The organism is Bacillus salacetis, assembly GCF_049177075.1.
Lineage (GTDB): Bacteria > Bacillota > Bacilli > Bacillales > Bacillaceae_B > Rossellomorea > Rossellomorea salacetis_A.
The window spans coordinates 2,205,928-2,229,478 of sequence record NZ_CP185377.1; the positions used below are offsets into that span (position 1 = coordinate 2,205,928).

The following is a 23,551-nucleotide window of genomic DNA, read 5'->3' on the forward strand; positions in this document are numbered from 1 at the left end:
TTGAAGTTTTATTTTCCATAAGTAGTACCTCTTTCACATTCATTACTTTTAGAGAGTCTCATCCAACTTTTGAATTTTTGAATGGGAGATTAAAAAAACATTGCCAAGAACGTCGATTTTTTCTCCCTTTACACGTACAGCGCAATCTTTGTTTGACGCATAAATATCTATTTCTTCCGATAATAGAGAAAGTTCGCTTTGGACCATAGCAAAATTATTTTCAAGATCAAAATGTGAGAGGACCGAAAAATTATCTAGACCGATTCCTTCGTATACAGAGCTCATTCCAACTTTAAATCCAAGGTTTTTGGAGCATAACCATTTGGCGGACATGTTGATGGCACCAGCACTTGCTCCCATCACAACGGCGCTGCTTTTTTTAATTGAATCCGAAAGATCATATTCCTTCAAGAAACCATTTTGTTCAAGAACATTTCCACCCAGCAGGAAAATCACTGAAGCATTTTGAATTTTCGTTTGGGCATCTTCCTTATGTATGCGGTAGTTAACTACATGATATTCATCAAACATAATGCCAGCCTGATCAAACCACGAGCGTTCAGTGACACCTTCATCTTCATATATAGAAGGATTCGAGCTAATCATAACAAGCGATTTCCTATCTGTTATATCTTCCTGTAAAAGACTGGTCAATTTATCTGGAAAGAAATTGTTAAACCAACCTAAGTAATAGTGAGTTTTCATAAGTACCCCCGTAATAATATGTAAAAAACCATTGATTGTACAAATAAATCACTTTCAAGCATGAGATCGTTAGTTTAAAAACTATAGTCTATACGACTTTATTTCCTTTACCTTTCCGGTCTTAGCGTTACTACTAAAAGTATATACATCGCAGAAATCAATTTTTGAACCCTTTGCTAATGAAATCACACCATTTATTGAAGCGTATTTCCCGTGAGTTATCACTTGGTAAATTTCCAGGTAATCAATGATATTTTTATTTTCCTCCTGCAAGGATTCAAACAATGAACTTTGACCGTCTAATTTGATTTTATCTTTCAATTGATACCATATAATAGATTCATCTGCGTATTCCATAATGACTTCATTTTGCCGCTTCAATAAAGCTATTGTAAAATTAATTACAATTCGTTTCCTTGGTGCATTGTCACACCCTTTTGGAACGATAATCCTCATTTCATTCGGGGAACTGTTCACTTAAATCACCCTCCTAAAAGATCGAATAACATTGATTAATATCTTTCCAACCATACACAAGTTCTGACAATTTCTTTCCGCCAATTTCAACCTCGACGGTATCTATTTTTTCGCCGCCTAGTGCTTCATAAAAATGCCTGGAGCTATTATCTTCTATAACAAAAACAAGCATTGAGTTAAATCCCATTGCTTTTATTTCATCTATTATTGGGTTGATAAGTAATTTACCGATTCCTTGACCTTGATACTCTTTTAAGATATAAATGGCATATAACTCCCCATCAAACCCACTATATTCTCCACTTCTTTCTTTTCCTCCAGAAGAAAAACCAACAATTTCCCCTTCGCTGTTTTCAGCTACATACACACCGCCTTTGGGGATGATATTGATCCAGAGCTTCTCCCGCTGCTCATAACTTAAATTATTCAAATATTCGTCGGTAACAATATTGGCATATGTAGTCTTCCAGCTATCAACGTGCACCTTTGCTATTCCTTTTTTATCAGATAAAACTGCCTTCCTTATAGTAACAAACTGATTGTGCATGAATTAGGTCTCTCCCCGGAAATGAATTTTCTGTTGTTTCCTTAGCTTCTAGTATCTCTTTTTTACTATTCTTGAGGACTAGATTGTTTACCTTTAGAAGTCTTTAACTTCTTAAAAGATGCAGATAAGCCCAATATAATAAGAAGTATTCCAATAGCTTGAACGAGATAACTAATGAAAGGTGGTAGATCTAATAGTGGAATGATAGTACTCGATGGTACACCGATAGTCAGCATCAATATTATGTATAAATCTATTTTATTACTATTATTCATTTTTCTCTCCTAAGCTAAATTGTATAAAAAGAACGTGGGTTCAATTTTAACAGCAATGTAGTTTTGGTTAATACCTGCAGTTTAATAGTCACTTTAAAATATTCTTCTCAAAAAAATCTGCAGCCTTATCTAAATTACCAGTCTTAAATATTTTTTCTTCAGAGTCCACAAAGATATAGTAAGGTGAATCATTAATTTCAATATTGCCATATAGTTTGTTAAATTGTTCTATCTCATAAGGATACAGGGTTTGCATATTATGAGGTGTTTCAGGTTCAAGAAATTCAGGTAACTTGATGTCAGTCAAATCTTTACTGTCATCAATATAAAAAACCGTATATTTGCCTTTATCCGGAACATCCAGCTTTTGAGGAAAGCTAAAAGAAAATTCTTTGGTACAACCGCACAGCAGTATCACCGTTAAAATAAACACAGAGATGAATCCTTTCACTGTAAAACCTCTCTATCTGCTATAAATGCTAATTTAAATAAGAAGTAGGCAAATGCTTGTTCAGTAAACGCCCTTATTAGAAAAAGTACTCTATACTAGCCTTTGCGGGCATTTTTTTCTTCATAAATGAAGACAACAAGAAATATAATGAGGCTTGCTGCTGTAAAAATGAATCCCCAGAGCATCAATCCCATTGCTTCCCAGCCACTTGTATAATTTGTTCCAAGGACCAACATTGCTGAGCCTATGCCAAAGGCAATGATAGGAAGATAATAGCCGTTATTCCTTTTTATCAATGATCTTCCTTTTGTAGCTAACCAAACAACTGAAACTGTTAAATACAAAAGAGTCACTATAAATTGACCCGACACCACTATCCACTCCTTTAAAGTATTCAGTTAATGCAGCCTATTCGCCTTCAGCATCCTCATTTTCTTCTTCTGATAAAGAAATTATAAATTCTCTTAGATCAGGAGCATATTCTTCAATTTCTCCATCTTCGTGATACCAAATATAAATCTCTTCCCCCATGATTCCTTCATTTACTTTTAGACATAACTTGTCTCCTGAACCATCATCACCTATTGCAATTAAATTTTCGGACATAAATTCATCTCTGACTTCATTATTTTGTCTAACAATATCATCCCAGGTCTTTCTAGGATTTCTATTGTCTTTGATAGGATAAAGTATCCATTCTCCTATTTCTGCATTGTTAACTAACTTGAAAAGTTCTTTATATTGTTCTGGAAAAACAGCACCTAACTTATCCTCTGCTGCTTTTATAGCTGATTCGTCTACCCCACCTTTCCTTGTAGGAATTAGGTCTCTTACATTTTCCATTAGAAATACCCCCACCCTTGCAGGTTCTATTAACAGCCAGTAGTCTTCGTCATACAAGTAACCTTGATATATCCTGTTTACTTTCCCGCTAGGGGTAATAAAAAAAGAAGCAGGATATTCAAAGCTACTGCTATTTCATATCCTTATTTTCCTTGTGTCTAAAAATGACTAGATTACACTCTTCACACCTTAATGCTGGAGTTTTTTTGACTTTTAACAATGCATCGCCAATTAATACTTCACTTCCAAAATCAGCAAAGATTGAATCAGGAGAGTCTGACCAGCAAATTCTTCGAGGAGAGAAAATATATCCTTGTTTCAACTCGAGACCACATTCAGGACATCTTTCAATATCGGCCATTGCTAATTACACCACCTTTTTCTTCGTGTACAATTGGCAGCTGCTTATTCAGCAAACCCCACCGCTCATTGAAGGAAGGCATTACTTTTACTCAAAAGAGGTTGATTTACTTTTAATATCTCCTTCAGGACTAATACTGTACTGCGCGATAGAATTTGTTGCTTCTCCATCTTTCGTTAACCCGTCCTTCAAGTTAAAAGTTACTTCCCAGGCCTTTGAAGAACTGCTGAGGTGTGTTTCATTTGATAATAATTCTACGGTATCCACTTTTATATCTTCATTGCCCTTTTCATTGAATTGAGCTAAGTCTTTCTCAAACTCATCCATAGCAATTTCTTCAGCTTGTTCCTTAGTTATTTCTTCTGCCTCATTATTTCCACAACCGAACAAAGCAAAAATGGCTAATAACAATACGGATATAATAGATAATTTTTTCATAAATACACTCCTCTCAATTACTTATTTTTACGAAAACGGAAAGGAAAAAGTTTCATTTTTTTCATCTTCCATTAATCTCTGTCTAATACAAAAGAAGAGTAATGGCTGAATCCATTTGCTGATCTTCGGTTCTTGCCCCCATCATTGAATATCTGGGAATTATATTTTTGAAATACATTACAACCAGTACTACCAAGGTACAAAGCCTGACAAAAATACAGGTAGTATACCATTCAAAGAAATACCCCTCCTCTTGAGTTAGACGATTTATAGTTCATCAGTGTTTCGCTTTTTCCGTTAACCTGCCTCGTTACTTCAATAAAAAAAGAAGTTGCCACAGCAACTCCCTTCTTTACTATTGCATCCACTGGGACTATTTTCACTCATAAACTTTAACAAATATAGATCCGTGCAGCCTGTCATCAACATACGCATCCAATTTCCACATACCACTTTCGGGCAGGGACATCAATGAAGGGGTATGGGCATCAGCCCCGTTATGGGCTCCTCCCAGTGGTAAACTCTCAATAACTGTAACCTTTTCATTAGAGAAATTATGAGTAGCAGTGACCTTTAAATTCCCCTTTAACTTTTCTGGTTCCCCCCAAAGATGCCACATATATTTCTGTTCTTTGTGGGGGTAGAAGCGAGTAACTTCTGAATCGTCGTAGATAAAACCTAATTCCTCTTCAACCCCAATCATTTTATATCGGCCTGATTTGAAAATTGCACTTTCTTCCCAAGTTCCTTCCTGTTGATTGTTCACTTCTTTTGTTTTCATAGCGTTTTGGTCAAAAGTACAAGCAACTAAGGAACCTATTGTTAGCAGAAGTGATAAAACTAATATATATTTTTTCACGAAGAAACACCCCTTCACAAATTAGACGAGTACACAACAAATCACGCTTCATATTGCTCTATCAACTAACCTGTCTGCTTGGTCAATATGGAATTAAACTAATCCTATCTAAATATCAAACTCCATTAATTGATAGCACAAAGTCATTTCATTTTATAAATGAATCGATAACCAAAATATATAATCAATATAGTTATAAAAGTTACAACCAAATTTTCCACATTAGCACAACCCATTATTTTGACACAAATGGAAGGTGCTTCTGGTGTTAAGGGTCTTGAGAATAGCAATATACCTACCTCCCCACAAAAGGGTTTTCCAAATATATATTTCACGCTACTCGTTCTCATTCTAATTAATCAAATATTCATTTAACTTCCCTTTAATAGCATAAGGGAAATTGACTGATTAATTTGATGATTTCCTTTTTGCACTCCAGATGCTTCCAGATTGCAGAGCTGCAAAAACAGTAACTTAATTAACAACTCTCTTCAGGGTGATAGTTAATAAAGTTACTATGATTTGTCCTCAAAGTTCTTAAGAAGTTTTGTGCTGCAGAGGGTAAGGAATTTTTATGTTCTAAACTAACTAATGCTATTTCTCTATATAAAGCTGGTAGGTTTTTTGGATTAATTTTCACCAAGGTTCCATCCTCAATGTGTTTAGACACCATTGACTCGGTGAGCAGTGTTATGCCTTGTCCATTTAGAACATATTCTAGAGCCGTTGCTGGCGGCAATTCAAGAGTATCTAAACCGAAGTTCATATTAGATCTTTGCCAGTGTTTGGCCTCTTCACTCCAATCCGTTAAGATATAGGGGCTGCTATTAGCAAAAACCTCTTCTACAGTATAAGTTCCACCTTTTTTCTTACTTAAAAGATGATTACGATGAGCGACTAATATTAAAGGCTCTTTTATTAGATCAAGTTTCTTTAAATCCCTATTAAAGAAGGGGGAAGTAATACAACCCAGCTTAACAAACCCATCATAAAGCATTTCAATAATCTGTTGATTATGTCCGGTATGTATCGTTAAGTCAATTTCCGGAAAGCGTTTGTGCATATCGATAATTACTGTTGAAAAGAGACCGGTTGTAAAAGTGGGCAATGTACCTATCGTTATTTCTCCTCTTATACCCTCTTTAATAGATTGAGCTCTTTCTTTACCTTTATTTAGAATTTCTAATGCTTGTCTTGCATAAGGAAGAAACCCTTTGCCTATATCTGTTAACTCCATTTGTTTTCCTACTCTAATAAATAGATATCCTCCAATACCTTTTTCTAATTCTTTAATTCGCAAAGTAATAGTAGGCTGTGATACATCTAAGTACCCGCAGCTTTGCTGAATGATCCCAGGCGGGCAACAAGTTCAAATGCTTTAAGCTGGTTAATTTCCATATCCTTCTCCTACCCATAAAAAATTTTAATAATAACTATAATTAATATTATATTGTTTAATGGTTGTTAACAAATTATAGTTTGATTAGAGCAATTTATCACACGTTAGGAGTGTTGTAATGAGTTTTCTAAATAAATTCAATAGCCTAGTTGATCACCAATATAGTAAACCAAAAGGAGTACTAGGATGGCTTATAGGGGAAAAGATGATCAGACAGCATAAATCTGAGACGCTCTGGACATTAGAAAACCTAAATCTACAGAAGGATGAGCGTATTCTTGAGATAGGTTGTGGAGCCGGCTATGCCTTAAAAATTATTTCCAATGAATATCGTGACATCAAAATCACTGGATTGGATTTATCAAAGACCCTTCTGCATTCTGCAAGAATACGTAACAATAGATCATTAAGACAAAAGCGAATGAAGATAGTATATGGCAGCGTTGAAAGACTACCATTTAATGATGAGCAATTTTCAACTGTGTTTAGTATTCATTCAATTTATTTTTGGGAAAACCTATCTAAAGCTTTACGGGAGATACATAGAGTTCTAAAACCTGGAGGCACAGTCCATTTAACATTATGTAATGGAAAAAACGAGGAAATTTGGGATACAATTAACAGCTTGGTTAACATTCAGGCACTCCCAATTATGAAGCAATTAAACTTTACCAATGTTAGATTATTGAGAGGCCCTGTTTCCAGAGGGTACCACACAATTGCCATTATTGGGGATAAAGAATAACCATGAATGATGACAAACAAGAGAACCTCCATCTATCTATCGACCCTGTGAAACTTAAACACAGGGTCGACATTCAATTTAATGGACAGATACAAGAAGAGAGAGCCTCAAACCCTAAATTGATAAGATTCAGTCCGTTCATCACCTGAAAACATATCTTTTACTTTGAACTGGTTATTTCTAACTTCATCCTCTCCGATAATAATAACGTTGCGAATCTTCTCTTTATTAGCTTTATCAAGAGCTTTTCCTACCTTTTTGTTACTCATTTCATATTCTACTTTATAGCCTTTGCTCCTTAAATAATTCGCTACCAATAAAGATTCCTTTTGTGTACCTAAGGGGACTATATAATAATCCACATTTGGATTTTCTTTTAATTCCTTAACTGTCGAGCTCATTGCAGTATAGATCACATCTAAACCGAATGAAATTCCTACTGTTGAAAAATCTTGATTTGTACCTATCAACCCACCGATTGCATTATCGTATCTTCCGCCACTCCCAATACTTGATTTTATTGATTGGTCATCCAAGAACATTTCATAAATAGTACCAGTATATATCTCTAAACCTCTTGCTAAAAATGGATTAAATACGCACTGTTCTTTTACTCCCAGAAATTCAAGATAGGATTCTAACTCTTTTATTTCATTTAAGCCTTGTCTTACCTCTTCGTTTTGTTCGGCAAATGGCTTAAAATAACCAAAGCTTGAATTTCCATCATCAGTTAAAAACTGTTTAATTAGAGCAATCGTTGAACTTGATAACCCTTGTTCATTAAGCTCAGAAACCACAGATTCTATTCCAACCTTTTCAAGCTTATCTAGAATTAAGACTACTTTATTGATTTTTTCATACGGTGTACCAAATACATTGAGCATTCCGGTTAATAATTTTCGGTTGTTATATTGAATCGTTACCTTCAAATCAAGTTTCTTGAAAGCATACAATGCCATAACCATTAATTCAGCTTCAGCGATTTGCGAATCCACACCTACTATATCGACATCACATTGTGTGAATTCACGAAACCTTCCCGTTTTAATTGGTCCATCCCTGAATACCTTACCAATTTCATATCGTTTAAAAGGCATCTTCAATGTTGGGTTCATCGCAACAACCTTAGCAAAAGGTATAGTGAGGTCATAGCGAAGTGCTAATTCTCTTTCTCCTCTATCGGATAATGTATACATTTCTTCTAATATTTCTGCTCCGCCGCCATACTGTGACTGCTAAACTAAAGTAGACAGTTTTTGCTAGATAAGATGAAACACTTATTTACCCGAATATACCAGTAAAATATAGGGTCCTTCCGTTATATGATGATGGTTTGATTTATAAATCATTGGAGGGCTGAGTAAAGGTGGATAAGTGGGAAATGTATATGGAAATTCAGCAGTTAATCAAGAAAGGATTCAGTAAAACGAAAGTAGCAGATAAGCTGAGGGTGTCTAGGGCGACTGTATATCGTCACCTTAAGAAATCTCCTTCGGAGATGGCAGAATGGGTAGAGTCCTTACAAACAAGAACGAAAAAGTTGGATCCTTATAAAGAGCTAATCTTGTCCTGGTTAAGGGAACATCCTGATCTTTCAGCAGCACAAGTGGAAGATTGGTTGATGGAAAGATATAAGGAGCTTGAGGTTGGTGAGAGCACTGTCCGTGCTTACGTTAGAGAGTTAAGAGCTGAATATAAAATAGCTAAGGAATCTTCACCAAGGGACTACGAAGCAATACCTGATTCTCCAATGGGAGAACAGATCCAAGTTGACTTTGGACACACAAAGCAAAAAACATCTAATAACAAAGAGGTAAAGCTGAATTTTATTGCCTTTGTGTTATCTAACTCCAGATACAAATATAAAGAATGGTTAGATCGTCCATTTACAACTCAAGATGTCATTCAGGCTCATGAAAATGCCTTTCAATGGTTTAGTGGGATTCCAAGTGAACTCGTGTATGACCAGGATAGCTTAATTGTGGTGAGTGAAAATGGTGGTGATCTCATTTTGACTAAAGAGTTCCAGCAATATAAACAAACGAGGAAATTAAACCTCCGAGTTTGTCGGAAAGCTGATCCTGAAAGCAAAGGAAAAATTGAGAATGTCGTAGGCTTTATTAAGTACAATTTCGCCAAGTATAGAGTGTTCGATAATATTGACTCATGGAACGAACAAGGTTGGGAATGGTTGAATCGTACAGGTAATAGAAAAGTTCATAATACAACAAAAAAAAGACCGGTCGAAGTGTTCTCCTTGGAAAAGCAACACTTAAGACCAGTCACAGGAAACATTAATTTCCTAAACAACTATGAAAACAGTATAACAAGAAGCGTCCACAAGGACAATACCATACGGTATTTATCTAATAGGTACTCCCTTCCACTTGGAACTTTTCATAAGCATGAAACTGTCTCAATAAAAGAAACAAAAGACAGAGAACTATTAATCTATAATTCTCAGACAGGAGAACTACTGGCCAAACATCAGATTCCAGACGGTATAGGGCAATTAATAAAAGACAGAAAACATACCAGAGATCGTACAAAAGGCATTGATGCATTCATTGATACCGTAGCGAAACGGTTTGAAGAAACAGAAACTGCTTATGGTTATCTGGATAAACTTCGCGAGAAGTACCCACGGTACATTCGTGATCAGTTACAAATGATATTAAAGGAAACTAAGCAACATAACGGCCAGCTTCTATCAGCAGCGCTCATGGAATGTATCAAGAGAAACTTATACAGTGCGACAGATTTCAGCGATATCATTCTATACCTCAAGCGACAACGACAGGATTATGAGACAACAAATGATAGCGCTGAGACTGTTTCAGTTTCGCCTTTAAACAGCATATCTGGCTGGATTATGGACACAGAAGCACAAAAAAGAAATGTAGATGCCTATACTGTCATTTTGGAAGATGGTGATCAAAGTTGAATCAGCTTCAGGAGGTCCAAAACTTATTGAGGTCCCTTCGGTTAGCTGAGACAGCTGATCGATTACCTGAATTGATTAGAGAAGCTGAGAAAAAGGACTTGTCCTTCACTCAGTTTCTACTAGATGTAGCAGCATATGAACAAAAACGGAGAGACGAAAAACAATTGGAAAAGCGTTTTAAGTGGGCAACGTTTCCGTTCCATAGTACCGTTGATGAATATGACGTAAATGAGCAAAAATCCTTAAGTAGCAAGAAGCTAAACCAGTTAAAGGACTTAACCTGGATTGAACAGCTGTATAATATCATATTTCTTGGACCGCCAGGTGTAGGTAAAACCCATCTTTCGATAGGTCTAGGGATCGAAGCGTTAAACCAGGGATATAAAGTGATCTTTACCACTATGGGAGATCTAATTCAGGCATTAAAGACAGAGGAAATAACAAGGAAATCCAAAACAAGAATGAAGCGAATTAGAGAAGCAGATCTGGTCATCATAGATGATTTGATGTTTATGGCTATGGATAAACAGGAAGCCAATATGTTCTTCCATCTCATTAATAACCTCTATAATCAATCCTCGATTATACTTACGTCCAATAAAGGACCCAAAGAATGGGGTGAACTTTTGGGCGACCAAGCCATTACTACAGCTATTCTTGACCGGATCTTACATCGAGTGGAAATAGTTCATTTAAATAAAGATAGTTGGAGAATGAAACATCGAAAAACGATTTTTGGTGAACAAAGTGTTTCAAATTAATCAGCAAAAATTGTGTCATTCTACTTGACGGTCACACATACTTAGAAGCCATTAATTCGGTGTAATTTAATATAGGTGTTTCCAGTGGTTTACATCCATATTGGATAAATACATCTTCTAATGTTCTTCTTATGTCTCTTCTTATTACCTCTGCATTCGGTAAGTAATCTTGAGTACCCTTTACATTTTGATAATCCATTTTCTTCATTTTCATTGCCTCCAATTTTTTAATAAAATAAAAAACCGCACTTGATTTAAGTGGTGAACTTAATCAAATACGGTTTAATGATAAATAGCCTTCCTATTAACGATTTTTAATAAATCGGATAGCAAGGCTACTTGATATGATGATGTAGTTGTGAGAACGAGATAATTGCCTTTTTAAATGATTGCATTAATACTCACCTCTAATTTCCAATAATGTTATCATATAACAAATAAGTTTTCAATGACATATATAATTGAGAGTCCGTTTTTAAATAAGATCGATTCTCTGTTTCTCAGCCTCTATATAGTCATAAACTTTCAAGATTTCTTTATCATAGTCTTTTTCGATTTCAAAATACCTAACACCTGCTTGTAAACACTGTGCTTTAAATTCTTTATGTTCCTTTATAAGTTCTTTTATTGTTCTTTCTTCAGGCCAATTTCGGCTTTCAATAGCATTCCTATGCTTCACTATTCTTGTTTCGAAGTTTTCCTGGATATAGTTCGGTGAAAAACCAAAGAATACTGGAATGATTTTTTTTGAATAGTTGCTGCCTAGATCCTGTAAATAGTGCGGCAGTATATAGCATCCTTCAATAATGATTCCCTGTTTGTTCTCGATACTTGTCATCATAATCCCTTTTACTATTGGCCAGAGTTTATCCCCAATGACTTCAGTACTATCGAGTGGTGTGAATCCACAATTCTCAACTCCCCTGTACAATCCCATTTTTAAATGGTCCATAGAGAGATAGGAAATATGGTATTTTTCTAGTAACTTTTGAGCCATCAAGGTTTTACCGGTACTACTTACTGCACTTATTAAGATTACCATATAATACTCCAATCAATTTTAATTATATGTTTGCTCTTACTATAACGAGGACTAAGTATAATCCAGCAGAAAGTTATTTTCTCTGTTGTTTTGTTGTAGACGATTTAGAATTGGAATTCCCCATCCTTCATTAGCATGACTTCAGTTCCACTTTTTTTAATGCCCACCACTTTCATATCTTCGGTACCAAAGGTAACATTGACTAACAAAAGGGAAGTATTAAGACCAGCTGCCTTCAACTCTTCCTCAGATTGGTCAATGCCATTATGAATATTGGAGGGAGAAGCATTTCCGATTCCAATATGACAGGCCGTATTTTCATCAAACAATGTATTGTAAAAAAGAGTGTCTGCCTGAGCAAGAGGGGATGTATTAGAGACCAGGGCAATTTCACCCAGATAATGCGATCCTTCATCTGTTTCGATCAAACTTTGTAAAACTTCCTGTCCCTGTGCGGCATAATAGTTGGTAATCCGTCCATCTTTAAAAATCAGATAAAATTCATCGATGACACTTCCCTCATAGATAAGAGGTTTGGTTCCTGTCAATTTGCCATTCACCTTATTTTTATGGGGAGCAGTAAATATTTCTTCCGTAGGAATGTTCGGGAAGAAGTGTATTCCGTTTTTATCAATGACACCCCCACCGATATAGAGATGATTGTCAGGTAAGCCAATTAATAAATCAGTTCCACGGCTATTGGTAAAATGCAGGGCTTCAAACTGGCTTTTGTTCAGGAATTCTATTCGAGATTCAAAGGCTCTATTGTGACTCTCCCATTCCTTTACAGGATTTTCCCCATCTGCCCGCGACCCTTTTAAAATTAACTTCCATAATGATTGTAAAGCTTCTTCTTTACTTAGATTTGGAAATACCTTAGTTGCCCATACAACGGATGGAACTGCCAGAAGACACCAGCGTACTTCGTGGGATCTAATTTTCGCATGATAATCCCTCAATTTGGTCCTTGAAGCTTTTTGGAAACGGCTTATCCTTTCTTTAGAAACACCCTTAAAGATATCTACGTTTTCAGAAATTATATGGATGTAAGCAGCACCTGCATCGTCCCACTCCTTGTAACGGGCAGCCTGCCAATCAGGGTAGTCATCGATGACACTGTCTGCTGCATTTAAGTAAAATTCTTTGGTAGACTGCTCATCTGTCCAATCTATAAATACATTGGAAGCTCCTGCCTCGTAGGCTGCCGTTTGGATTAGACGTGCAAACGCAGCATTTTGAATATCACTATGTATAATCAATAATTGATTTTTTTGCAGATTTACACCAGCTCTAACAGCAAGTTCTGCATACTTTTTCAACTGTGCTTCACTTATAAAATCATATATTCCTTTTATCATTCAGTTCTCCCCCATGATGTTATCTAGTTGTATTTCTCAATCACTTCATCTTTAAGTTTGTTGAATCGCTTCGGATTATCCCCTATGTAATCAACTTTCTCTAGTTGTTCTATTGTAACCTCATTATTTCTCTTGGCCTTTTCTTTGATTTTTAAGTTGTATTTCCCTTGGTCAGCACCCATCACCACGAATTCTCCATTAGGGTTCTTTCGTAAAAAGAGAATATAGTTGCCGCTTTTGCTCATAGGAACATAACCTTCTATAGTTTCTAAGATATCATTTTGAACGTATCCTGGTTCATACATAATAATGGTTTCTCCTTCACTTACTTGCCCTTTAAATACCTCTTCAATCATCACTTCAGATCTTCTGACAGAATAGATATGGACTTCATTTTGATACTCTTTTTGAATAGAAGGTTCTCCGTGCAATTGCCCTTTTATGATTAGGCCGGAATCCGTCTCTAACTCTTCAAGTGATTCATAAACTTTATAGTCTCCACTGCTTCTTGAAACTTCAATTGCCCGACTTGATGAGTTTGGTTTATTCGAACAAGCAGCCATCAATAAAATTAGTAATACAAATAAAAGTAGTTTCTTCATTAATGACGCCCCCCCTTACCCTAATGCACAAGTTTGTTGAATAAGAAAATTACTACTTGTTCAAAGTTATTACACCTTTATCTTTAGTCACACGAAAATTCAAATCATTGCCTAATTTAAGCGAAGAACCCGTATATGATATCCCAAATCCATTATTCGAAGGATAACCGTATACATAACAAACGACTTCCCCATTATTCAAGAAAACTATTTGATTCATTCCTTCGCTTACTGTTGCAGAAATACTATCCCATTCATAACCGACTGTTTCATAAATTACCTCTACCGGGGTGTATGGTTCAAAGAAATGAACCACCTCCCATTCAAACGGCGTTATATCAATCAAATTTATTGTTTCCACCGATGGGTCAAGTGATATTACTTCCTTCCTCAGTAAATCGTAATTTTCTTCCCATATTTCCTTATTCATTGCTTTTATTAGAAAAAAGCAGCCTATTAAGGCAACGACAGTACTTCCTATTATTATTTTATATTTCAAGCTAATCCCCACCTGATCGAAATACAATTTTCACTATAATGCTTAACAGTTTATTATTCTGTTAAACTGCTTCCCTGTTCTAGAACAACCATCATTTTTCATCGTATCTTTTTCTACTAAACTCCCTATAAGGATAAGTATGTTAACAATATGGCAATTAATAGTCGTCACAAGTTCCACCCCTGTAATATTGAATTCTGAAAACCAAGGCAAATGGAGAAGTTATGATAAGATAATTTTAGGGAATGTAAAAAAGCGTTCCTTGAACGTCTAGGAGGGTTAATTTGAAGAATGAAGCTTCACCAAAGAAATGGAAAATTTCCAGAAACATCACTCTTGTTACCATCATCTTAATTTCTATAAGGTATTTATTTGATGAAAATCCCTTTAATGACCATATTGGTTGGTTTGCGATGTTATTCTTTTGGATTTTTAAGGGAATGTTTGATTTATTTGAAGATAAAAGACAAGGTGATAAGAAGTCAATGGTTGCAAATATCATCTTCCTAGCCGTTGGGTTTGGTTTACTATTATGGCAAAGTATCAAATGGATAGGAAATCCACCTTATTAGGTGTGATAACTCTATACCAACGTTCAGCAAAAGCCCCCTTTAATTGAAGAATCCTTATTCTGTTGGGGCATATCCTACCACTTCTTTTTCCTGAAGGTCGACAAAAATTGGAGGCACACTTCTCATAAGGTTATCTTTAGAATTAAAAGAAACCATTAACACCCCATCCCTCTCAGGTTCGCCGTCCAACATAATTCCATCACTGGTATCTGTAACTTCTACTGAGGCATCTCTCCATTCCCCTTTGGCAAGTTCATCCCACCCTTTTTTCTTAACGAATTCCCACGCAACCCTAATTTCAGATTGCTATTTCTCAGTTCCTTCATCATTTTCACCGACTTCTTCTCCTGATTCAGCACTCTCTTCAGTTAAAGGTGAGCAAGCAATTAAACCCCAACATAAAGCTGTTATAGCTAACCCGATTGTAATTTTTTTAATAGTAAGACCCTCCTAGATTAGGCGAGATTGAATCCTGTTAGATTTCATTATTCCCATTCTCATTACTGATGGTTCCCTGGATATTCAATTAACCTGCCACAATAATTGAACAAGAGCAATAGCCGGAACAATTAGCTTACAGTTCCGTTATTGCTAACCTCATTAACCAAACCACTCTATACCTGTTCACTTATCACAACAATGTCACCTATCATCTCGATTTTGTCATTATCCACTATAATTCCATCTCCATCATTTCCCGCGTAAACAGTAGTTCCAGTGGTTTTAACATAATCAAGAACATCTCTTTTATAATCCTCATTCCAACGATTGTAATGAGGTAAAAATTCAAAGTCCACAAGTTGTAAGGCTTCTGAATTTTCATCTATATCCCCTGTGAACATCTGAAATAATGTTGTTGTCCTTCCAAGTTGGACTGCCCCACCACTCACACCTACAATAGTTCCACCGTTATTAAAATAATCAATTAGAACCTTTTCCATATTACGATGTTTGATTGCCTTTCTAAACTCAATTGGGTTCCCAGCAGAAAGGTGAATAATGTCACAATTAAGTAGATCTTCTATTATTAACGGATTAAATTCACTGTAAAGATCAAAAAACAAAATGTCTTGGATGCCATATTTTTGATAATAGTCTGCTTTAGATCTGAAAAAAGTTTTTTCTTTGTCTTCCGTGGAAGGAATGTATCCAACCTTAACGTTGTCAGTGTTCATACCTGCCAAAAGTTTTTCATCCAACCTTCTATTCCCCGGAGATTCAACTACTTGATCACTGTAAAAAAATAACTTCCCCACCTAGAACACCTCTTAGATATTAATTCGTTTCTTCGATAACCTGCTTCTTCAACCTAATACCAATTATTTCAAAACAGTGCAGCATACTCAAGGAAATTTTAAACAAAGAAGAAGCTTATCCTATTCTGGATAAGCCCCCGTTTGTTGAAGAAAGCTACAACATTTATTAAGGAGAATTCCAAAAAAATGTAGTTACTACAAATGGAATAACAAGAGAAAGTAATATAATCGCTCCATTCCCAAACAAGGCGAACTTTCTATAACTTCCTCCATCAGCGAACAAAGCAACAATCATTCCAACAACAGAACAAATAACCGCAAATAAAAGTAATTCATCAACACCTATAAATACAGTTAAATATGAGGTGGCTGCAAGTATAAATAGAACCAAAGAAATTAGACCTAGATATTTCTTCATATGCTCTCCCCCTTGTATGGTTTGACGAGTACCAATCGATTTCAGTTTCATAAAGTTTTGTTAATCTGCCAAGAATAAAGGCAATAGCTGATCTACAGTCAGTTATTGCCTGCTTTAATTGATTAAAGTACTTAATACTTAAATGGTGGAGCAATTATTTCTCCATTTCCTGAGAGAGCTTTAAAATCATAAGGAACAATACTTCCTTCAGTCTTTATAAGGAAGAAACGTCTTTCATTTGATTCAATAAAAGGGATATCGGTATATTCTTTACCCTGGGTCTCGATAATGACTTTGTTTACATTAGGATTAGAAATCATTCCAAAATAATAAGCCACTTCATCATTTACTCCTGACGCTCCCCAAGTAACGCCTTCATTTTCTGACCCTGGCGGGTAATTAGCAGTAGCTAGCACGCCCTCTTTCCCATTATCATCAATAAGTCTCCACGAACCCAGCCAGTTTTGTTTTAACCTGCCAGCAAATACAGTGTGTTTGTTTCTAAATAAAGCTAACCAATCATCACCGACTTTTTTCACATCATAAACTTCTTCGATAGCAGGAGACCATTCATCAGTTATCTTAAACACTTTATCAACGGTGGGTGGTTGCTGAGACCTATAATAGATAAACAGTGAAATCGTGAACACTAGGAGTACAAATCCCAATATAATTTTTTTCAAATCCTAATACCTCCCCAGGTTCTAATATAATGATTTCAAATAATTCAACTAACCTGCCCTTTACTTGTATATTGTATGTTACCTTTTGTTCTCCTTAATCAAATCAGCAATGTAAAATAATTGAGTGATAATAAATGAACCAAAAAGAATTGTTATTATTGTTACGAAAATATCGAATTCATCAATTCCAAATAATATCGGAATAACGAACAAGAAGAGTGTTATACCTATCAATATAGTTAAAAGAAACATACTAATATAACGCCCCAAGTCCCTTCCCCCTTTTTTATGTAATTGTCTCTTGTTTAATTGTCCTCACGAGTATGAATAATTCTTTAGTAATTAGACGGATAGCTAATTTCCAAAGTTTCAAATCATTCAATTAACCTGCCCAAAAGTTGAATAAGACTATAGCCTGAGATCAGGTGGCTGCTTAGTTATATGGCACTCTATAACAGAAGAACGTTTTTACCAAAAGCATACTGAAAACATCCTAAAGAAACCTTTAACTTAAATTAAATAACCTTCTTAATTTCCATCTACTTCCAGGAAGCGTGTTGACATAAAAAATGCTCAGTCCCAAATTGAACTGAGCCTAATTTTTAATATTTAGTGTTGAGGTTTCTAATTCCTTCTCCCTAGTTTAAAGCTGTGCGAAATTCTTCGTATTCGCCACTATGATATTGAATACCCGTGACCAATCCTTCTTCATCTGTTTGTATATTACCGTTAATTGTAACAGTGTCACTTTCATTACTTTCCTTATTCGTATAGGATACTTCGGCAGCAAAGGTGTAATAATCCTCGTTTTCTTCAAGTGTGATTTCTTCTGTTGCTAAGACATAATCAGGCTGAGCAACCATTAAGAATTGAACAGCACCGTTAGAATTGATAAAATCCTCTAAAAGACTTTCGCTCATATAAGGCTGGAAATGATCTTGATAGTAATCAGAAACCTTTTCGCCTCGTCCTTCCAAATCTTCAAAATTGAAAAGAAACTCGTTCTCCTCGTTAGGTCCAGTAAACACATTTTCTAAGAAAGCTTCAATGTTTTTTTCAGCATCACCTGAGGTTCCGGTCTCTTCTGAATTGCTCCCTGCTGTTTCGGAGTTTGTGCAACCAGAAGCTAAAAGTAGAACGCCCAATAATATAAAGGGCTGAAAGTATTTCTTGATATTGCTCATTTAGTACCACCCTTTCAATTATACTCATACCCTATATACGAGAAAGGGCCATGATAAGTTTCAAAATTCATGCAATTCCATTAAATGAACCGTGCGTATTTGTGAATATCCAAGTACGCCCCTATACTATCCATATGGCTAATACATTGAGAGTACCTTATACAGAATTGAAGTTTCAAAGACTGAAGATGTAATCGGATTATTGAAGACTTCAAGAAAATATGCGCCAACGCATTTGCTTGTTTCGCTTCTTCTTTTTACATAACATTATTACAATAACCTTGTTTTCCTTTCGTCCGTTTTTTCTCATTATCCAATATCAAGCATCTCTTCTTTCTCCCACCTTTTAAAAAGTACCATTGCGCCAATGAAGAGCAAGACGATATATGTTCCGATTGTAAGGAACATCGGGTATCGGACACTCAGCAGATCTGATATCAAATATTTTAATATGAGCAGAATGAGGATCGCCGCAACAGGCACTTGTGCGCCGATGAGCGACATATAACTCGATACTGTACGAGACACAAATGTGGTGATTGCTGCCGAGACAAGTGCCAGCAGGAATACTCCCGTGATGGTCAGGATAATATACTGCAGGAAACTGAGATCTATCAAAAAACCGGGCCATATCATATCAAAGGATTGCAGGCTGGATTGAAAAAATACCGAGGTATCATTTCCAGCATAAGCTACTAGGAGAATCCCAATATATACTGCGGTGATGAAAAACGACGTTATCATGGAGGCAATGGTTTTATATATAAAGAGCCGCCGGCCTGTAAGCGTAGAATATTGCAAGCTCATGGCATTGTTTTGCATGTCGGTTATAAAAACCCGTCCTGTCACAATCATGACGCTTATAATAACCAGCACCGTAACCATTCGAATTAAATTGTTATAGTTTTCATATACAATGTACGGAAGGATGGAGTTTAAATTGATTCCAGGTAAAACTGCCTCCTTATTCGTTTTGTTAGTAAAGGATATCTTTTTTCGTTCATAACTCTCTATGATTCCCTCCCAGGCCTGTAACTTCCAAGGTGAATCGCTTTCCAGGAAACCTCCTGTAACTATCCCCTTCTCGTAGGAGCCATCTTCTTTTTCTGATGCCTTTTTATACATATTCTTAAAATCTTGGAATTCCGTTTCATCCATTTCATTGCCGTATTTTTCAATCATTTGTTTGCTTATTTCTACATGGTCAGTCATTGGTTGCCCATTCGGAAAATACAGGAATTCAAACTCAAGGAACAGTTTAAAGAATACAAGACTGATAAAGAGCAATAGAAATAGGATTTTCCAATGTAACAGCTTTTTGATTTCATAGCCAATGATTCTCATTATTTGCCCCCTTACAGCGATTTACTTTTAAATCGGAGAATACTTCCAACAGTTAGCACAACTAGTACTAAGCTCCATAGTCCTAACGTTATAAGCTCATAATATGGTCCCATTGTAAAAGGCCCGTTTCCCATTAACCATTCATGCGGGTTCAATATCAAACCTGACGGGTTATAATTCACCAAGAATAGAAATCTCGTATCTCTTGGCATGTATCCAGGAAGCAGAAAACCAATTCCCAACAAAATAGCAAAGGCGAAAAATACAAGATAAGTATTTTTCATCAAGATTGATAAAAGAAAGGAAATGCCTGAGAATAATAGCTGAATGAGGATAATGAGAACGGCAAATAACATCAGGTATTCCAGGAATGAAAGATTCCACCAAGTGATGAAGGGGAGCTTTCCTTCTGCATTAAAATAGGAGCTGATTGGTACATCCCAAAGGCCAGAGTAATCATAGGTAATAAAGAACGTGGTCAAGGTGATAGCAATCAGGATCATCATAGCTATCAAACTTCCTAAGATAGATGCACCTAATTTATCGAATACAAGTTTACGACCCCTTTTCGTTGCGAATACAACTTGAGAAGTACGATGTTCAAATTCGTAATTTGTTAAGGCTGCAGTAATGAGAACCACAATGATCATTAACTCGAAGATCAGGGCACGGCCAATATTTTTGAACAAGAGAGAATGCATTTCATACAATTTCCCATTGAAGAATAAATGTTTATGTTCGCCCATGTCGAGCAGCTCATTTGCTCTTTCCTCCAATTTTTGAGACTCAATCCTGACCTCTTCTGCTGCGGATCCTGATAGGCCATACATGTCAATCAATGACTTACCATAGTCAGACAGATTTAACTCCTTGTAAACTGTATCGATTTCCTCGATATCACGTATGTATTGTTCGATGGTGGTGAATCTCAACAGCTGCTGGTAATCTTCATGATTCAAAGGATTTTCTTTCAGTATAGAAATATCGGTTAGCAATTCTGATGGATGATTATATGTCCCTTTTTGATTTGGAGCAATTTCATTGACCCAAGACACTATCTCCTCATAATCATCATGTATTCGTGTTTCCATCTCTTCATTTATTTCATGTCCATAAACATCTACCAGGTCAGTCAACACAGACATTTCTTCTTTAAAATAAGAATGACTGATAACAATCAAGAAGTTGACAACCAGGAAAAAAAGAAGCAGCAAAGGAATAACGGGATTCTTGATGATCTTGATCAGTTCCTGTTTGAGAATCATCACATACTGCCCGCCAATGTGGCATCATCTTCATAGACATGTAAAAATACATCTTCCAAAATGGGTGTTACTTTTCTCCAGCCCGGCAGGCTTTCCCCTTCAGAAATAAACCGGATGGTCATATGGTCACCCTCCTGTCTTTCTGATAAAGTTTGATATCTGTTCCTAAAGACTTCTGCCTCAGAATAATTGACTTCTGCCTCAAAAACAGATCCATCCAGAGTCCGGCAGATAGCAGGGACTGTATCTTTATATAAAATAGCCTTATCCTTTATCATAATGATTTCATTGGCAATGGATTCTACATCTGAGACAATGTGGGTTGAAAGAATGATTATACGGTCACGTGCCAATTCAGTAAGAATTTTCCGGAACCTGGCACGTTCTTTAGGATCCAATCCTGCTGTCGGTTCATCTAGGACCAGGATTTTCGGATTGTTCAGCATAGCTTGGGCGATTCCCACCCGCTGAATCATGCCTCCCGAGAATTTCTTCATTTTCTTGCGAGCGACTTCTTCCAACCCGACAAGCCGCAGCAACTCCCGGATCCTCTCCTCGGACTCCTTCTTTTTCATCCCTTTTAAAGCAGATAGGTACATGAGGTACTTTTCAGGCGTGTAATTTTTATAATAGCCAAACTCCTGTGGAAGGTATCCAAGGACATCGCGGTATTGTTCATCAAGCGATGTGATATCCGTTCCGTTATACAAAATCTCGCCACTTGTTGGAAATAACAGAGTGACAATCATTTTGATCAAGGTGGTTTTTCCCGCCCCATTCGGTGCCAATAATCCATAAACACCGTTGGTAAATTCGAGATCTATATTCTTCAGAGCAGTGAAATTTCCATACTGTTTACTTACATTATTTAATACCAGCATCTACATCAATCCCTTCAGGTTTCTGGAATAAAGCAATCTCTTAAGGTTTTTCACATATAAGACAATCCCGACAGTTGCTAGTAGAGCGTAAATATAAAACGGAATCTGCTTCAAGACATGTAGATAATATTCTCCGCTAAAATAAGACGCGACAATATTGCCTGTAACCCATACTAGAAACAATCCTATTTTTGAAAATTTGTTCCTGGCCCGAAGGATCACAAAAAGAAACAACAGAGAGAATAAGAATAGAGATGAACTTGACAGCAGCATTGCATAAAAAAAGTTCAATTCAGCCTGTAACATCAATAAAAAAATAATAACCCCATTCATAATCAAACTGATGACGCTGAACATGAGCATTCGAAAGGCTGCCAGCTGATGAAGATTGTATTTGCACGTCATCTCAACTTCATAGGTCGGTTTTTTCTTTTGGATCAGGAAGAACAGATACGCCATCATCAAGTATGTTATTGGCGACCAACTGAATATCATAGTGTATAAGTTTACTTCCCTTATGAAAATAGTTTCGGAAGCCCCGGCTAGGAATGAAATTCCTGCGATGATTGCTATAACTAAAGTGAAAAAGATTTCAGCAAAATCCCTGAAAATGAACCTAAACCCAACCTGCTTGTACATTTGGCCTAGGTAGGACCAGAAGGATGCTTTCGAATCCATGCCTTTGGAAAGTATCTTTTTAATCTCTTCTTGAATGAATCCTTCATCTGGTAATGGCCCCTCATTACGTTTCTTACTCATCCTCATTCTCCTTTACAAGGTACTTAAGTTTCCGGATCACCGCATAATATTTCGTTTTTACAGTGGACTCTGGCATCTCCAAGCTTGCTGCAATTTCTGAAAAAGTACAGTCTCCATATATCTTCAGAGAGACTATCTGTTGAAGCTCTCTCTTGAACTGTGAAAGCAGCTTAAGAACAATTTCTACTTCTTCCTTGGCTTCCAGGTCAAATGTAAATTCGGTAGATGCCATTGAATGATGCGATTCATCAATCCATACCGTTTTCCGCTGTTGTTGATAATATTTTGACCGGTAATGGTCGATCATCCTGGAATTGGCTATTTTATAGAGCCATGTACGAAAAGCAGCCCTGCCGTTGAAGTTGTGCAGACTCCTTAACATACTGATAAAGATCTCCTGGGTTAAATCCTTTGTCAATTCTTGGTCCATCGTTTGTTTATAAACAAAGCCATATATTTCACTATAATATTTATGTATTAATTGATTGGCTGCTTGTTCGTTTGATCTCTTTTGTATCGCCTTGATCCATTTCTCCTCTTGAGTCATATCTCTTCTATCACATCCATTAGGTATCTCAACTTGTTCGTCTATTCTTATATTCGGAATTCAAGCAGCAATAGTTTTAGAAATAAAAAAAATTTCTCACTAAACATTATACCTTGTGTATTCAAGACTCCTGTTAGGTCCTTTTAGAAAAAAAGAAAAGGACAATCACTGCCTGCAAGCAGTGATTGCCCATTTCGCACTATTTATATCTCCGAAAAAGTAAACCCATATCTAGGATTCGTGAAATAAGGGGGCCTTGGTTGAAGTTGCGGGGCTGGCCACTGATGGCCGTCATAATGCATTTGAACCTTCTTGGTTGATTCGGTTTTTAGTAAA

27 protein-coding genes and 2 pseudogenes are annotated in these 23,551 nt (G+C 36.3%); 4 read left to right on the plus strand and 25 right to left on the minus strand.

The features are described from left to right. Positions 1 to 48: 48 nt before the first annotated feature. The 10 genes from ACOJQI_RS11430 to ACOJQI_RS11475 all read right to left on the minus strand — a co-directional run bounded on the left by ACOJQI_RS11430 (position 49) and on the right by ACOJQI_RS11475 (position 6,307). Entirely contained in the window at positions 49 to 705 is a 657-nt protein-coding gene (locus ACOJQI_RS11430) for a Type 1 glutamine amidotransferase-like domain-containing protein (protein WP_421385341.1), read from the minus strand. Positions 706 to 786: 81 nt separating this feature from the next. Further along, positions 787 to 1,182, minus strand: a complete 396-nt coding sequence (locus ACOJQI_RS11435) for a hypothetical protein (RefSeq protein ID WP_421385342.1) — start codon at positions 1,180 to 1,182, stop codon at positions 787 to 789. A 13-nt stretch (positions 1,183 to 1,195) separates the two neighbouring features. Further along, positions 1,196 to 1,729, minus strand: coding sequence for a GNAT family N-acetyltransferase (locus ACOJQI_RS11440; RefSeq protein ID WP_421385343.1), 534 nt, complete (start codon positions 1,727 to 1,729; stop codon positions 1,196 to 1,198). A gap of 363 nt (positions 1,730 to 2,092) precedes the next feature. Continuing rightward, positions 2,093 to 2,455, minus strand: coding sequence for a hypothetical protein (locus ACOJQI_RS11445; RefSeq protein WP_421385344.1), 363 nt, complete (start codon positions 2,453 to 2,455; stop codon positions 2,093 to 2,095). 95 nt (positions 2,456 to 2,550) lie between these two features. After that, a complete protein-coding gene (locus tag ACOJQI_RS11450) occupies positions 2,551 to 2,826 on the minus strand; it encodes a hypothetical protein (RefSeq protein WP_421385345.1) in 276 nt (91 codons plus the stop codon). Positions 2,827 to 2,863: 37 nt separating this feature from the next. After that, positions 2,864 to 3,298, minus strand: a complete 435-nt coding sequence (locus tag ACOJQI_RS11455; protein ID WP_421385346.1) for an SMI1/KNR4 family protein — start codon at positions 3,296 to 3,298, stop codon at positions 2,864 to 2,866. Positions 3,299 to 3,428: 130 nt separating this feature from the next. Then, positions 3,429 to 3,659 (minus strand): PF20097 family protein, encoded by a 231-nt coding sequence (locus ACOJQI_RS11460; RefSeq protein ID WP_421385347.1) that lies wholly within the window; start codon positions 3,657 to 3,659, stop codon positions 3,429 to 3,431. Between the two features lie 87 nt (positions 3,660 to 3,746). After that, entirely contained in the window at positions 3,747 to 4,097 is a 351-nt protein-coding gene (locus ACOJQI_RS11465; RefSeq protein ID WP_421385348.1) for a hypothetical protein, read from the minus strand. 379 nt (positions 4,098 to 4,476) lie between these two features. Next, entirely contained in the window at positions 4,477 to 4,956 is a 480-nt protein-coding gene (locus ACOJQI_RS11470) for a hypothetical protein (RefSeq protein WP_421385349.1), read from the minus strand. A 478-nt stretch (positions 4,957 to 5,434) separates the two neighbouring features. Further along, on the minus strand, positions 5,435 to 6,307 hold the full coding sequence (locus tag ACOJQI_RS11475) for a LysR family transcriptional regulator (protein ID WP_421385462.1): 873 nt from the start codon (positions 6,305 to 6,307) through the stop codon (positions 5,435 to 5,437). Between the two features lie 166 nt (positions 6,308 to 6,473). Here ACOJQI_RS11475 and ACOJQI_RS11480 point away from each other — a divergent pair, with 166 nt between their 5' ends. Then, positions 6,474 to 7,100 carry a class I SAM-dependent methyltransferase gene (locus tag ACOJQI_RS11480; RefSeq protein WP_421385350.1) on the plus strand — a complete coding sequence of 209 codons (627 nt, stop codon included), beginning with the start codon at positions 6,474 to 6,476 and terminating at the stop codon, positions 7,098 to 7,100. Positions 7,101 to 7,207: 107 nt separating this feature from the next. On the opposite strand, the pseudogene hisS reads toward ACOJQI_RS11480, so the two are convergent. Further along, a pseudogene (hisS, locus tag ACOJQI_RS11485) lies at positions 7,208 to 8,317 on the minus strand (histidine--tRNA ligase); the annotation flags it as partial. 149 nt (positions 8,318 to 8,466) lie between these two features. On the opposite strand from hisS, the gene istA reads away from it, so the two are divergent. Then, positions 8,467 to 10,044, plus strand: a complete 1,578-nt coding sequence (gene istA, locus ACOJQI_RS11490) for an IS21 family transposase (protein WP_421379664.1) — start codon at positions 8,467 to 8,469, stop codon at positions 10,042 to 10,044. Continuing rightward, complete coding sequence (gene istB, locus ACOJQI_RS11495) at positions 10,041 to 10,805, plus strand: IS21-like element helper ATPase IstB (protein ID WP_421379666.1); 765 nt, start codon at positions 10,041 to 10,043, stop codon at positions 10,803 to 10,805. Before istA ends, istB begins: the two co-directional genes overlap by 4 nt. Before the next feature lie 37 nt (positions 10,806 to 10,842). Here the strand turns inward: istB and ACOJQI_RS11500 are convergent. The 5 genes and pseudogenes from ACOJQI_RS11500 to ACOJQI_RS11520 form a co-directional block, all read right to left on the minus strand. After that, a pseudogene (locus ACOJQI_RS11500) lies at positions 10,843 to 11,013 on the minus strand (histidine--tRNA ligase); the annotation flags it as partial. 267 nt (positions 11,014 to 11,280) lie between these two features. Beyond that, the gene (locus ACOJQI_RS11505; RefSeq protein WP_421385351.1) at positions 11,281 to 11,847 is read right to left on the minus strand and encodes a 2-phosphoglycerate kinase; all 567 of its coding nucleotides are present in this window, start codon (positions 11,845 to 11,847) and stop codon (positions 11,281 to 11,283) included. A 104-nt stretch (positions 11,848 to 11,951) separates the two neighbouring features. Continuing rightward, positions 11,952 to 13,205, minus strand: a complete 1,254-nt coding sequence (locus ACOJQI_RS11510) for an aminopeptidase (protein WP_421385352.1) — start codon at positions 13,203 to 13,205, stop codon at positions 11,952 to 11,954. A 23-nt stretch (positions 13,206 to 13,228) separates the two neighbouring features. Next, entirely contained in the window at positions 13,229 to 13,807 is a 579-nt protein-coding gene (locus tag ACOJQI_RS11515) for a hypothetical protein (RefSeq protein ID WP_421385353.1), read from the minus strand. Positions 13,808 to 13,859: 52 nt separating this feature from the next. Further along, positions 13,860 to 14,306, minus strand: coding sequence for a hypothetical protein (locus ACOJQI_RS11520; protein ID WP_421385354.1), 447 nt, complete (start codon positions 14,304 to 14,306; stop codon positions 13,860 to 13,862). 284 nt (positions 14,307 to 14,590) lie between these two features. Here ACOJQI_RS11520 and ACOJQI_RS11525 point away from each other — a divergent pair, with 284 nt between their 5' ends. Further along, positions 14,591 to 14,878: a hypothetical protein gene (locus tag ACOJQI_RS11525; RefSeq protein ID WP_421385355.1), complete on the plus strand. Its 288-nt coding sequence runs from the start codon at positions 14,591 to 14,593 to the stop codon at positions 14,876 to 14,878. Positions 14,879 to 15,492: 614 nt separating this feature from the next. On the opposite strand, the gene ACOJQI_RS11530 is transcribed toward ACOJQI_RS11525, so the two are convergent. From ACOJQI_RS11530 to ACOJQI_RS11570, 9 genes are all read right to left on the minus strand, one after another. After that, positions 15,493 to 16,134: a Type 1 glutamine amidotransferase-like domain-containing protein gene (locus tag ACOJQI_RS11530; protein ID WP_421385356.1), complete on the minus strand. Its 642-nt coding sequence runs from the start codon at positions 16,132 to 16,134 to the stop codon at positions 15,493 to 15,495. A 166-nt stretch (positions 16,135 to 16,300) separates the two neighbouring features. Beyond that, positions 16,301 to 16,552 (minus strand): hypothetical protein, encoded by a 252-nt coding sequence (locus ACOJQI_RS11535; protein WP_421377864.1) that lies wholly within the window; start codon positions 16,550 to 16,552, stop codon positions 16,301 to 16,303. A gap of 131 nt (positions 16,553 to 16,683) precedes the next feature. Continuing rightward, on the minus strand, positions 16,684 to 17,235 hold the full coding sequence (locus ACOJQI_RS11540; RefSeq protein WP_421377866.1) for a hypothetical protein: 552 nt from the start codon (positions 17,233 to 17,235) through the stop codon (positions 16,684 to 16,686). Positions 17,236 to 17,873: 638 nt separating this feature from the next. Next, complete coding sequence (locus ACOJQI_RS11545; protein WP_421377868.1) at positions 17,874 to 18,419, minus strand: hypothetical protein; 546 nt, start codon at positions 18,417 to 18,419, stop codon at positions 17,874 to 17,876. A gap of 309 nt (positions 18,420 to 18,728) precedes the next feature. Continuing rightward, complete coding sequence (locus ACOJQI_RS11550) at positions 18,729 to 19,763, minus strand: hypothetical protein (RefSeq protein ID WP_421377870.1); 1,035 nt, start codon at positions 19,761 to 19,763, stop codon at positions 18,729 to 18,731. An 11-nt stretch (positions 19,764 to 19,774) separates the two neighbouring features. Next, complete coding sequence (locus ACOJQI_RS11555; RefSeq protein WP_421377872.1) at positions 19,775 to 21,031, minus strand: hypothetical protein; 1,257 nt, start codon at positions 21,029 to 21,031, stop codon at positions 19,775 to 19,777. After that, positions 21,028 to 21,909 carry an ABC transporter ATP-binding protein gene (locus ACOJQI_RS11560; RefSeq protein ID WP_421377874.1) on the minus strand — a complete coding sequence of 294 codons (882 nt, stop codon included), beginning with the start codon at positions 21,907 to 21,909 and terminating at the stop codon, positions 21,028 to 21,030. The genes ACOJQI_RS11555 and ACOJQI_RS11560 overlap by 4 nt, the downstream gene beginning before the upstream one ends. Further along, on the minus strand, positions 21,910 to 22,668 hold the full coding sequence (locus tag ACOJQI_RS11565) for a hypothetical protein (protein ID WP_421377876.1): 759 nt from the start codon (positions 22,666 to 22,668) through the stop codon (positions 21,910 to 21,912). Beyond that, positions 22,661 to 23,215 (minus strand): RNA polymerase sigma factor, encoded by a 555-nt coding sequence (locus tag ACOJQI_RS11570; RefSeq protein ID WP_421377878.1) that lies wholly within the window; start codon positions 23,213 to 23,215, stop codon positions 22,661 to 22,663. The genes ACOJQI_RS11565 and ACOJQI_RS11570 overlap by 8 nt, the downstream gene beginning before the upstream one ends. Positions 23,216 to 23,551: the final 336 nt, after the last annotated feature.